14 protein-coding genes and 1 tRNA gene are annotated in these 11,758 nt (G+C 66.5%); 9 read left to right on the top strand and 6 right to left on the bottom strand.

Translation table 11 applies throughout. From position 1 onward, the window contains the following. The first annotated feature begins 218 nt into the window (after positions 1 to 218). A complete protein-coding gene (locus tag AB0I35_RS27140) occupies positions 219 to 1,190 on the top strand; it encodes a M23 family metallopeptidase (RefSeq protein WP_357399161.1) in 972 nt (323 codons plus the stop codon). Positions 1,191 to 1,194: 4 nt separating this feature from the next. On the opposite strand, the gene purD is transcribed toward AB0I35_RS27140, so the two are convergent. Further along, positions 1,195 to 2,469: a phosphoribosylamine--glycine ligase gene (purD, locus tag AB0I35_RS27145; RefSeq protein WP_357399163.1), complete on the bottom strand. Its 1,275-nt coding sequence runs from the start codon at positions 2,467 to 2,469 to the stop codon at positions 1,195 to 1,197. Between the two features lie 108 nt (positions 2,470 to 2,577). Between purD and AB0I35_RS27150 the strand changes: the two genes are divergently transcribed. Continuing rightward, positions 2,578 to 2,985: a PH domain-containing protein gene (locus tag AB0I35_RS27150; protein ID WP_357399164.1), complete on the top strand. Its 408-nt coding sequence runs from the start codon at positions 2,578 to 2,580 to the stop codon at positions 2,983 to 2,985. Positions 2,986 to 2,999: 14 nt separating this feature from the next. Continuing rightward, positions 3,000 to 3,425, top strand: a complete 426-nt coding sequence (locus tag AB0I35_RS27155) for an HIT family protein (RefSeq protein ID WP_357399166.1) — start codon at positions 3,000 to 3,002, stop codon at positions 3,423 to 3,425. A gap of 656 nt (positions 3,426 to 4,081) precedes the next feature. Here AB0I35_RS27155 and AB0I35_RS27160 read toward each other — a convergent pair. Beyond that, complete coding sequence (locus AB0I35_RS27160) at positions 4,082 to 4,249, bottom strand: hypothetical protein (protein ID WP_357399167.1); 168 nt, start codon at positions 4,247 to 4,249, stop codon at positions 4,082 to 4,084. Between the two features lie 335 nt (positions 4,250 to 4,584). On the opposite strand from AB0I35_RS27160, the gene AB0I35_RS27165 reads away from it, so the two are divergent. Genes AB0I35_RS27165 through AB0I35_RS27180 form a run of 4 tightly spaced genes read left to right on the top strand, consistent with a single transcriptional unit; the run spans position 4,585 to position 7,641 of the window. Continuing rightward, positions 4,585 to 5,106 (top strand): DUF3558 domain-containing protein, encoded by a 522-nt coding sequence (locus AB0I35_RS27165; RefSeq protein WP_357399169.1) that lies wholly within the window; start codon positions 4,585 to 4,587, stop codon positions 5,104 to 5,106. 26 nt (positions 5,107 to 5,132) lie between these two features. Further along, on the top strand, positions 5,133 to 5,519 hold the full coding sequence (locus tag AB0I35_RS27170) for a hypothetical protein (protein ID WP_357399171.1): 387 nt from the start codon (positions 5,133 to 5,135) through the stop codon (positions 5,517 to 5,519). Positions 5,520 to 5,551: 32 nt separating this feature from the next. Next, the gene (locus tag AB0I35_RS27175) at positions 5,552 to 6,889 is read left to right on the top strand and encodes a hypothetical protein (protein WP_357399172.1); all 1,338 of its coding nucleotides are present in this window, start codon (positions 5,552 to 5,554) and stop codon (positions 6,887 to 6,889) included. Beyond that, the gene (locus AB0I35_RS27180; RefSeq protein ID WP_357399173.1) at positions 6,886 to 7,641 is read left to right on the top strand and encodes an ESX secretion-associated protein EspG; all 756 of its coding nucleotides are present in this window, start codon (positions 6,886 to 6,888) and stop codon (positions 7,639 to 7,641) included. Before AB0I35_RS27175 ends, AB0I35_RS27180 begins: the two co-directional genes overlap by 4 nt. 10 nt (positions 7,642 to 7,651) lie before the next feature. Here the strand turns inward: AB0I35_RS27180 and AB0I35_RS27185 are convergent, their stop codons facing one another. The 4 genes from AB0I35_RS27185 to AB0I35_RS27200 form a co-directional block, all read right to left on the bottom strand. Then, positions 7,652 to 8,401, bottom strand: coding sequence for an SDR family oxidoreductase (locus tag AB0I35_RS27185; protein WP_357399174.1), 750 nt, complete (start codon positions 8,399 to 8,401; stop codon positions 7,652 to 7,654). Between the two features lie 136 nt (positions 8,402 to 8,537). Further along, a tRNA-Thr gene (locus AB0I35_RS27190) sits at positions 8,538 to 8,609 on the bottom strand. Between the two features lie 117 nt (positions 8,610 to 8,726). Continuing rightward, positions 8,727 to 8,963 carry an MbtH family protein gene (locus tag AB0I35_RS27195; RefSeq protein WP_022565839.1) on the bottom strand — a complete coding sequence of 79 codons (237 nt, stop codon included), beginning with the start codon at positions 8,961 to 8,963 and terminating at the stop codon, positions 8,727 to 8,729. A 105-nt stretch (positions 8,964 to 9,068) separates the two neighbouring features. After that, complete coding sequence (locus AB0I35_RS27200) at positions 9,069 to 9,902, bottom strand: alpha/beta hydrolase (protein WP_225281317.1); 834 nt, start codon at positions 9,900 to 9,902, stop codon at positions 9,069 to 9,071. A 106-nt stretch (positions 9,903 to 10,008) separates the two neighbouring features. Between AB0I35_RS27200 and AB0I35_RS27205 the strand changes: the two genes are divergently transcribed. Beyond that, positions 10,009 to 10,167 (top strand): hypothetical protein, encoded by a 159-nt coding sequence (locus AB0I35_RS27205; protein ID WP_166655756.1) that lies wholly within the window; start codon positions 10,009 to 10,011, stop codon positions 10,165 to 10,167. A gap of 64 nt (positions 10,168 to 10,231) precedes the next feature. Further along, a complete protein-coding gene (locus AB0I35_RS27210) occupies positions 10,232 to 11,758 on the top strand; it encodes a trehalose-6-phosphate synthase (RefSeq protein WP_357399212.1) in 1,527 nt (508 codons plus the stop codon).

Here is an 11,758-nt window from a genome sequence, read left to right on the forward strand (position 1 = left end):
GGGGCGGTATGAGGCGGACTGAGGTGCAGGGACTCGCGTCGGACGAGGTGCGGGAGCCTGACCGCGACACCGCATCCGCCGAGGCTGCGCGCGGGGTCGATTCCCGCGACGCGCAGGCGAACGGTAAATCCATGCCGCGTGGGGCCGAGCCGAACGGCGATGGAACGGGCGTTGCCACACCGAACAGGCCGGGCACCGTACGTACCCGTCGTTCGAATGTGAACGGGCTTGTCCTGCGCGCCAATTGGCGTGAGCACCTGCCCGCGCGGGTTCCGGTGCGGGATCGGGTGACGGCGTGGGTCGCCAAGTATCCCGCACTCGGGGAGATCGCGGCCGACCTGCGGCGCGGTGACCTTCGGAAAGTGTTCTGGGAGCGGCCTTCTCGGCAGGCGACGGACCTGTGGTCACGCAGTCCGAGCAGCGAGCGGGTGCGTGCGGTGCTCGTCGAGCGGCGTGTGCTCATCGCGGGCGTCGCGGTGGTCGCGGTGCTCGTGGCTTCGGACGGGCAGTTCAGCGGCCTCGTGGACAGGCCGCTCGCACCGGGCGAGGCCCAGCGGGTCGCCATCGCCTATCCCCCGCAGATCCCGCCCAACCCACAGTCGGTGCGCCGCCTGCTCGTCGCCATCGACAACGGCGAGAAGCGCCGCGAGGCCGCGGTGGTCGCCGCGGCGGCCCGCGCCACCCTGGAACGCGCCAAGGCCGAGGCGGCGGCCGCGTCCTCGGGACAGTGGCAAGACTGGATGGGTGAGCGCGCCCCCGTAGTGCCCGGCGTCATGGTTCCCGGTTCGAGCACCCCGTCGACCGGCGGCTTCAGCCTGCCCGCCAAGGGTCTGTTCACCTCAGGTTTCGGCTCACGCTGGGGCACCATGCACCGCGGCATCGACATCGCGGGCCCCATCGGCAGCCCCATCTACGCCGTCGCCGACGGCACCGTCGTCGAGGCGGGCCCCGCCCAGGGCTTCGGCCTGTGGGTCCGTATCCGCCACGACGACGGAACCATCAGCATCTACGGCCACATGTACGACTTCTTCGTCTCGCCTGGCGAACGCGTCCCCGCGGGCATGCAGATCGCCCGCATCGGCAACCGGGGCGACTCCACCGGCCCCCACCTGCACTTCGAGATCGTCCAGAACGGCCAGCACGTGGACCCGCAAGCCTGGCTGGCCCGTCACGGGCTCAGCCTGACCTGACCAGCTACCGCTTCCGTTCCGGGACAACGACTTCGGTGGCGCCGATGTCGGTGCGGAAGTGGCTGCCGGGGAGCTTGATCTTGGCGAGGCGGGCGTAGGCGCGTTCGCGGGCCTCGGCCAGGTCCTCGCCGATGCCGACGACATTGAGGACGCGACCACCCGCGGAGACCAGCGCCTTGTCCTCGCGCAGGGCCGTGCCCGCGTGCAGGACGAGGGTGTCACCGTCGAGGGCGCCTTCCTCGGCGCCGGTGATCACGTCGCCGGTGCGGGGACGGGCGGGGTAGTTCTCGGCGGCGAGCACGACCGTGATGGCCGAGCCGTCCTTCCAGCGCGGCGGTTCGACCTCGGCGAGGCGGCCGGTGGCGGTGGCGTGCAGCAGTTCGGCGAACGGGCTGTCGAGCAGCGCGAGCACCGCCTGGGTCTCGGGATCACCGAAGCGGCAATTGAATTCGACGACGGCGGGACCGTTGGCGCCGATCGCCAGGCCGGCGTACAGCAGCCCGGAGAAACCGCTGCCACGCCGGACCAGTTCGGCCGCGACGGGCTTCACGACATCGTCGACGATCTCGGTGAGCGTCTCGGCGGGCAGCCACGGCAGCGGGGTGTAGGCGCCCATGCCGCCGGTGTTGGGGCCCGCGTCGCCGTCACCGACGCGCTTGTGGTCCTGCGCGGGCAGCAGCGGGACCACGGTCTCACCGTCGACCAGGCAGAACAGCGAAACCTCCGGCCCGTCGAGGAAGGACTCCAGCAACACCGGATGACCCTGCTCGAGCAGCTCGGCGCCGTGATCGCGGGCGGCCCGGCGATCGGCGGTCACCACCACGCCCTTGCCCGCGGCCAGACCGTCGTCCTTGACCACCCAGGTGGGGCCGAAACGGTCGAGCGCGGCATCCAGGTCGGCCGGGGTGTCGACGATCTCGCTGTGCGCGGTCCGCACACCGGCCGCCGCCATCACATCCTTGGCGAACGCCTTGGACCCTTCGATCCGCGCCGCGTCGGCCGACGGGCCGAACACGGGGATCCCGGCCGCGCGCACCGCGTCGGCCACACCGAGCACCAGCGGCACCTCGGGCCCGATCACCACCAGGTCGGCGGCGACCTCACCGGCCAGCGCGGCCACGTCCTCGGCCGAGCAGGGATCGACCGGTCGCAGCTCGGCCTGCTGGCCGATACCGGGATTGCCCGGGGCGGCGATCACCGCCGTCACCGACGGATCCCGGCGCAGCGCCAGGACGAGGGCATGTTCACGGGCTCCGGAACCGATGACGAGTACGCGCACCGGAACAGATTAGTCGCGCCGCCGCGCGCCCACTCGCGACCCCCTGATCCCGACATCTGCTCGTTCACGACAGTTCACCCTGGCCGTATCGGGTTGATCTGGGCCACAATGGAACCAACGGCGGAAGCGGGGGAAATCGTGGGCTTGCTCGACGGCATGATGGGCAACGCGGGTCGCATCGACCCCGCCGCCGCCCAGCAGGAATACGCCAAACTGTTCGGCCAGGGCGAGCAGGTGTACGCCGCCTACCTGCTGGTCCGCGACGCCATGCTGTTCACCAACCGCCGCCTCATCATGATCGACAAACAGGGCGTCACCGGCCGCAAGGTGAGCTACCACAGCATCCCGTACCGCTCGATCACCCATTTCGCCGTCGAAACGGCGGGCACCTTCGACCTCGACGCCGAGCTCTACATCTGGCTCAGCGGCAGCCACGAACCGGTGAAGCAGCGATTCAACCGCCAGGTCGACATCTACGAGGTACAGGGCATCCTGTCCCACTACGTCGCGATCTAACTAGGCTCGCCTGCATGGCATCCGTTTTCAGCGCGATCATCGCAGGTCAGATCCCCGGCCGCTTCGTCTGGGAGGACGACGAATTCGTCGCCTTCCTCACCATCGCCCCCGTCACCCAGGGCCACACTCTCGTGGTGCCCCGCGCCGAGATCGACCAGTGGCAAGACACCGACCCCGAGGTGATGGCCCGCCTCATGGGCGTCGCCCAGAAGATCGGCCAGGCCGTCCGCGCCGCCTTCGACGCTCCACGCGCCGGCCTCCTAATCGCCGGCCTCGAGGTCCCCCACCTACACACCCACGTCTTCCCCGCCTACTCCATGGGCGACTTCGACATCTCCGGAGCCGACAACTCCCCTACCCCCGAATCCCTCGACGAAGCCCAGTCCAAGATCAAAGCCGCCCTCCGCGAGTTGGGTTACGGAGCCAACGTTCCCAACTGATCACCACCGGTGCCCGCATCAACGCGGGCACCGCAACGGTCCGCGGCGGCAGGATTCAAATATCGCCCTCATCTGACAATAGACTCTCCAATTGTTCGAATCCACTTCGGGCAAACGACGATGATTCGACGGCCGTAGCCTCTCTGGCCAACTGCAGTACGGGAATTTCCTCAAATATTTGAAGTTCCCTCAGGCGGTATGCAATATAGTCGGAATCACCATCTTCCGACCGACGCCCGAGGACATCCAAACTGCTGACATTCCGTCGATTCCGCTGAATCTAACGAGTCGACAGGTCGTAGCATTCTTTGGCTGCATCCTCATAGGTCTGCGGGATGATCGCGCCCATTTGAGGTCAGCCACCGCTCATTCTCAAATTGATTTCTTCAGCTTCGCTGTAGGCGTCACGGGCGGTGACGGCTGCGTTGTACATCTCCGTGATCCCTTCAAACATTGCCGCGGCCCCGGTTACCCTTTCCCGGTAGGCTTCCTCCTGGGCGATGGCTGCGGCTCCCTGCCAATTCTACTGAATGGCAGCTATTCGGTGATTGAGACCGTCGAGACTGTCGGTGAGGAAGCCGATGAATGCATTGGCGCGGGTGACGAGCTGGTCCAGTTCGTCGATATCGAAAGTGAAATCCCGGAGCCGTCGGCCATCACATGTCCGGTAGATCTAGCGACTGAATGTCCACAGCGCTCGAGATATCCTGGCCGACAACGGATTTGCTTGCGACGCCGAGGAGTTCGGCCATCGCCGCATTGATCAGCGACTCGGCAACTTGTTGGACGTAAGTGCCCGCGTCGGCCACCTCGTCGGGGACCATCGCGAATCTGTTCCCGGCGAGCCAGGATCAGTTGACACACGAACCCCTCTATAGGACGACGGTGAGCAGCGCAGCCACGACCCATCCCGAAGCGCAATGACATCGAGCTCACCGACCGGTTGCCTGGAGGCGACGCACAACCACACGTGCCGCCCTCTCCTGCGGGGTGCGGACGGCGCGGGATAGGCCGCAGGGTGGGTTGCCGAAGGGCTGGTTGTGAGAGGCTGTGGCGGTGCCGGTTCGGCTGATCAGGGGGTCGGGGCCGCGGGATGGAACCGAAGCGGGGTGGGGTGCGTCTAAAGAGATCGAGTGGTTCTGTGCGAAGAGGAGAGACGATGCGACTGGTGGGGATCGCCGTGGGAGTGGGCGTTGCGCTCGTGCTCTCCGGGTGTGGGCAGAGTGTGGACGGGCAGCCCGAGGTGAGTGGTGCTCCGCTGACGAAGGAGCAGTTGTTCGATCCGTGTGGGGTGCCGGAGAGTGCGTTGATCGCGGCGGGACTCGATCCGGCGTCGAAGGACACCAACCTGTTCTCGGTCCCGCGGGCGGAGTGGAAGGGCTGCGCGTGGCGGGGCGGCGATCACTTCATCTCGTTCATGTCCACCGTCTACACCATCGAAGAGATTCGCGCTAACGATCGCTACCACAACTTCAAAGATGTCACGGTAGGTAACCGAAAAGCCCTGCGATTCACAATCGGTGACGAAGCAGTTCCGGTCGAGTGCGAAATTGCCGTGGAAACGCAGCAGGGCCGCGCGCTCATCAACGCCACAAAGTTTGTCGACAGCAAATCGACTATCGACCCATGTGTCCTTGCTGAGGATGCTGCCCCACACTTCATCGATTACGTCCCGCAGTAGACGCCCTCTGCCGAAAGGAGACTGCCATGACTAACGCTGCCGCACAGGAATTTCAGCGATTGGCTGGTGAAGCCGCCGGCGGGCGCTTGATAATCGAATCCGACGCCGCTGAGCGTTGCGCGAAGTGGTGCGAGGACTACATCACCGACCTGCGGACCCTCTCCCTGCGCACCCGAAGGATGGTCGATGCCGACTCGTTCGGCGACCTCAATTCCGCAGGTACCCTCGCAAAGAAGTTTGCCGACCTCGCCGAAGGCGGGCCGGGAAGCGGATCGTACTTGGATGCGGTAACCAAACACATCGAGATCCTCACCCAAATGGCCGATATGTACCGCAAAGCCGGTGCCGCCTACAAGAACTGCGACGAAGCCACGCAACTGGCGATCAAGCAGCAGACCAACAAGCTCGACTGACTACTGGGGGAACCATGCCGTTCGTAGCTTTTATGACCGGGCTGTCGAATCTGCGCGCGGCCACGGATCGCGTCGGCTCACTGTTCGATTCCGATATCGCACCGACGCAGTCCGAACTGGACGCGCAGGCCGACGGAAACAAGGAGCGGAACCGCATCTACGGCGAAAACCAGGCGCTGGCCTCGGGTTTCTCCGGTGAGTACACCCCACAGGTCGTGCCGCCGGTGATGGAGAGTTTCACCGACATGTCGCATTCCCGCATCATGCAGTTCGTCGAGTCGATCGACCTCGGCCAGATGAGTACAAGCATTCAAGGCTGGACCCAGCTGGCCAACGACACGACGGCCAAGGCAACCGCCTTCCACGACAACATCAGCAAGGAGATGGAGCGTGGATGGGCCGGTAGCGCTGCCACTCAGGCGCTGGCCAGCACCAAAGCGTATCTCGCGGATATCCACAAGGTCGATCAGGCCGCCAAGCTGATCGCCAACAAGATGGACGAGGCGCGGTCGGGCTTTCAGCAGGTGAAGTACTCGGTCCCGCACGAGTCCGACGACCAGGGCGACAGCAAGTTGGGAATTCTGGTGTCCGTTCTCTCTCCCGCCACCGGGAAGGTCATCGATAGCGCCAGCGCCGGCCGGGCGGAAGCCGCGCAGGCAGCCGCCCGTGAAGTCATGCAAACCGTCTACCAGCCGGTTGCCCAGCAGTCCGACACCCAGGTCCCCAAGGTGCCGGGACCGTCCAAATCGCAGCAGGACAACCCGGGGAACGGCGATCCCGGCGACGGCCCCGGCAGCGGGATCACCAACGGCGACAACAACAACACCGGCGGAACTCCTGGCACGAACCCGGCCGACACGACCACCGAGGCGGAAGACCCGACAACGACCGAGCCGGGCGACGACGACAACAGCGGCGACGATTCCTCATCGTCGACGGAGGAACCCGCCGCCACGACACCCGAGGACACCACACCGGCTTCCACCCCTGCGACGAACCCAGCCGCAACCACGCCCGCGGGCACCACCCCGAACGGTCTGGGCTCAGGTGGCGGCGCAGGTGCAGGTGCAGGCGCGGGTGGGGGTGCGGGTAGCGGAAGCCCGAGCGTTCCCGGCGCGGGCAGCTCCCTCCCCGGCGCAGGCGGTGCCGCCCCGGGCGCCGGGGCCGGCCAGAAGCTCGCCGCGTCCGCAGGCGGGTCGGCGGGGCGGGCGGGGATGCCCGGTATGGGCGGCATGGGCGCACCGGGCGCGCGCGGCGGCAAGGACGACGAGAACGAACACGGGGCTCCCGACTATCTTCGCGGCGTGCAGGAGGAGCTGCTCGGTCCGGATCGCCCGCACATCCCGCCGGTCATCGGTGGCGACGCATGACCGACAACTGGGAGCTCACCCAGTTCGAATTCTGGGTCGCCTGGGAAACTCTCGGCCGCGACCGCATGCCGTGGCCGTTGACCTTCACCGCGGGTGTGGAAACCCAGGCCGAGTTCGACCGTGAATGCCGGATCGCCGCCGACACCCTCATCGCCAAGATCGGCGACGACGAGTCGCTGTACCACGCCCTGCACGCCTTGGCGCGTCCCGAGATCCGGGTCGAATTGTTCGGTCACCGTTTCGACGGTCGCACCCGCATGGTCCGAGCGTGTGCGACGATCGAGTCCACCAATGGCACCGTCGCGGCTCAACTCCCCGGTCCCGAATACGGCCAGGGCGGCAACATCCTCATCTACCTGCGCCCCGCTCACGCCGTGACCCAGCGACTGATCTCCGTCCTGCCGACAGTTCCGCCGGGCACAAGCCAGGGTTTCGACCTGCACCGCGACGAATTCACCACCACCCCAGACCCTTACGCCACCCGTCGCACCCCGGCCGAACACGCCCTTGCCTTCCTCGAACGCCCGTTCCGCACCTACGCCGAATTCCGCGTCGACAAGGGCCCCGCCCTGGACGGCTGGCAAGAAGGTGGCACAACACTCCAGGTCATCGACTACACCGCCGACGGCCGCTATCTCCTTCGAGACGCCACCCGAGTCTCCGCCCACCCCCTGACCTCCGACCGCTTGAACGTCGAGCTCCAAAACCTCATCGCCCGAGCGAGCGCGGACCAACGCCGGTCGGATTGGTAGGCAGGCGCTTTCACTGCGCGGTGTAGCCACCGTCGACGAGGTGATAGCTGCCGGTGATGAAACTGGCGGCGTCGCTGGCGAGGAACAGAACCAGGTTGGCGACCTCTTCCGGCGTACCGAGGCGGCCGATCGGATGCTTGTCTTCCAGGAACTTGACGGTTTCGGGATCGTCGGCCAGGAGCGGGGTGCGGATGTAGCCGGGTCCGACGGCGTTCACACGGACATTCTGCCGCGCGTATTCGAGAGCGCCGTTCTTCGTCAGACCGAGCAGCGCGTGCTTGGCGGTGACATATCCGGCGTATTCGGGATTTCCCACACTGGCCAGGATCGAGGCCATATTCACGATCGCCCCGCCACCGTTCGCCGCGAGCACCGGCAATTGCTCGCGCATTCCGTAGAACACGGAATCGAGATTCACCGCCATCACCTTGCGCCACCCCTCGATCGAATAATCACCGATCGCGTTGCGCTCCCCCGTGATCCCCGCATTGTTCACAGCGATCCCCAACGGCAACATCTCCTGCGCCGCCGCCACACTCCTGGCCACGTCCCCCGGATCAGCCGCATTCCCCGCCAAAGCCACCGCGGTCCCCCCATTGACCACGATCTCGTCGGCAACCTCCCGCGCCGCCCCCTCGTTCAGATCGAACACCACCACCGACGCCCCGTTCCCCGCCAGCCCGAGCGCCACCGCCCGCCCGATCCCCGACCCCGCCCCACTCACCACAGCCGACCGATGCCCCACCTCGTAAACAGCCACGCCGATCCTCCATCCCGTTGCTACCGCACCGATGAATCAGGACGAGCTCACCATTTCACAGTAGACAGACGATCGGCCTCTCGATCGATGCCCCACGAAAAAAGCCTTGACCCGAACTTCGGGTCAAGGCTGAAAGAGCCCCCTGTCAGGATTGAACTGACGACCTTTCGCTTACAAGGCGAGTGCTCTACCACTGAGCTAAGGAGGCGGGTCCCCGGAGGGCAGCGACCATCATAGCCGGACACGTCCGCCGCGTGACACCGAGTTCGGTGTCACGCGGGGACGCCCAGCGAGCGGTCCCGGCGCAGTATTCGGAAGGTACCGGTCAGGACTGGGCGCGGGCGGCGTCGTCGGCGGCCATGGCGTCGCGCAGGCTCTTGGGACGCATGTCGGTCCAGTTCTTCTCGACGTACTCGACGCACGCGGCCCGGCTTTCTTCGCCGAACACGACACGCCAACCCGCCGGGACCTCCGCGAACGCGGGCCACAGGGAGTGCTGCTCTTCGTCGTTGACCAGAACGAAGAAGCGGCCGTCCTCGTCGTCGAAGGGGTTGGTGCTCATTTCACCTCACTGGATACTGGCGCTGTGTACGGGATCGCTGAGGCCGGCAAGCCCCGAGCGTTGTGTCGACCCTAGCAAGCCATACGTTACGCGTAGGCGGTTACCTCAGCTCGCGAAGAAATCGAGCAGGATCTTGTTCACGGCCTCGGGCCGTTCGAGGTAGCCGAAATGACCCGCGTCGGGGATTTCCTGGTACCGGGCGCCGGGGATGGCCTCGGCGACCTCGCGCGACAGGTACGGGGGGATCATCCGGTCGTCGGCGAAACCGATCGCCAGACAGGGCACGGTGATCGCGCGGTAGGCGGCCACGCGGTCGAAGTCGTGGTCCATGGCGCGCTGGGCGCGGATGCCCGCAGTGGCCGGCCCGCCGGTGAATTCGAACAGGTCGAGCCAGTCGCGGGCGGCATTGCGGTCGGCCATGGTGGCGGGCGACAGGTTCATCACCGCGGTGACGGCCGCCTCGAACTTGGCGGGCAGTTGCACGCCCGATGCGTCGAGGTCCTGCTCACCGGCCGACAGGGTCTTCTGGAACTGGTCGAGACGGCCGTGACCGGCCATGAACACGGCCTTGCGCACGAGATCGGGGCGGGCGAGGGCCAGTTCCTGGGCCACCCGCGCACCCATCGACGTGCCGGCGACCAGCGCGGGGCCCTCGTCGAGGAACTCGATGAGCGCGGCGGTGTCGGCGACCAGTTCCTCGATGCGCATACCGCCCGCCGCCTCGTAGGACGGCGCGATGCCGCGGTTGTCGAAGGTGCAGACCCGGTATCCGGCCGCGACCAGCGCGGGCACCTGGTGCAGCTCCCAGACCCGCCCGGGCGAACCGGTCCCCATGATCAACACCACCAGCGGACCACCGCCCTTGACGTCGGTGCCCTTGGTACGGTCGCCCTTGACCTGATAGTTCAGTGCGATGCCGTTCACCGTGGCCAGTGGCATGGGGAAACCTTTCGGTCGGGTTGACGAACCAATCCACGGTAACCGGCGCCCGATACTATTGACTACTCGCACGAAGAGCGTTGGAAAACCGGGAGGACGAACCACTATGGCCGCGAAGAGCACCGCCAACGACATCGCCGACGACGAGCTCGAGCCGCTGGCCGACGAGACCGCTCGCCAGGCGCAGCGCGTGGTCGCGGCATATGCCGAGGACGCCGACGAGTGCCGCATGCTGCTGTCGATGCTCGGCATCGGCCCCAGCTGACGAAACCACCTACTACAACCTCAAAACGGCACCCTGCGACGCAAAGGATGCGTGAGTGGACCAGATGATCGATGAACAGTCCAACGACCGTCCGTCCGAAGAACCCGTGGCACCCTCGGGTGCGGGATCGGGATTCGTCGTCGTCGCCAACCGGCTCCCGGTCGACCTCGAGAAACTGCCCGACGGCACCACCCGGTGGAAGCGCAGCCCCGGCGGTCTGGTGACCGCGCTGGAACCGGTACTGCGCAGCAACAAGGGCGCCTGGGTCGGCTGGGCCGGGGTGCCCGATGTCGACGTCGAGCCGATCATCGAGGACGGCCTCGAGCTGTATCCGGTGCCGCTGTCGTCGCAGGAGGTGGAGGACTACTACGAGGGGTTCTCCAACGGCACGCTGTGGCCGCTGTACCACGACGTGATCGTGCGGCCCGTGTACGACCGGGCCTGGTGGGCGGCCTATGTGGAGGTCAACCGGCGTTTCGCCGAGGAGACCGCGAAGGTGGCCGCCGAGGGCGCGACGGTCTGGGTGCAGGACTACCAGCTGCAGCTGGTGCCGAAGATGCTGCGCATGTTGCGCCCGGATCTGACGATCGGGTTCTTCCTGCACATCCCGTTCCCGCCGGTCGAGTTGTTCATGCAGATGCCGTGGCGCACCGAGATCGTCGAGGGCCTGCTGGGCGCCGACCTGATCGGTTTCCATCTGCCCGGTGGCGCGCAGAACTTCCTGTACCTGGCCCGCAGGCTGGCCGGTCAACCCACCTCGCGCGGCACCATCGGCGTGCGGTCGAAGCTGGGTGTGGTCCAGGTCGGTTTCCGCACGGTACGTGTCGGCGCGTTCCCGATCTCGATCGATTCCGCCGAACTCGACGAGCACTCACGACGCCGGTCGGTGCGTGAGCGCGCGGCCAAGATCCGCGCCGAACTGGGCAACCCGAAGAACATCATGCTCGGTGTCGACCGCCTCGACTACACCAAGGGCATCGACATCCGCCTCAATGCCCTCCAGGAGCTCCTGGAGGAGGGTCGCATCGACCCGGCCGAGACAGTGATGGTCCAGCTGGCCACGCCGTCGCGTGAGCGCGTACAGAGCTACATCAAGATGCGCGGCGACATCGAACGTCAGGTGGGCCGGATCAACGGCGAGTTCGCCCGCGTCGGCTACCCGGTGGTGCACTACCTGCACCGGCCGATCCCCCGCGACGAGCTGATCGCCTTCTTCGTGGCCGCCGACGCCATGCTCGTCACGCCGCTGCGTGACGGCATGAACCTGGTCGCCAAGGAGTACGTGGCCTGCCACAGCGACCTCAACGGCGCCCTGGTCCTCAGTGAATTCACCGGTGCGGCAGCCGAACTGCGGCAGTCCTACCTGTGCAACCCGCACGATTTGGACAGCGTGAAGGACGCGATCGTCGGCGCCCTCGACGACGACCGCGACACCAAACGCCGCCGCATGCGCTCCCTGCGCCGCCAGGTCCTCACCCACGACGTGGACCGCTGGGCCCGCGCCTTCCTCGACGCCCTCTCCCAGGGCAGTGTGGCCGGTTCCGCGCTACTCAGCGACGACGACGACAACTACCCCGACACCAGCCGTTAG

The sequence above is a fragment of the Nocardia sp. NPDC050378 genome, from assembly GCF_040655675.1.
Classification (GTDB): Bacteria; Actinomycetota; Actinomycetes; order Mycobacteriales; family Mycobacteriaceae; genus Nocardia; species Nocardia coubleae.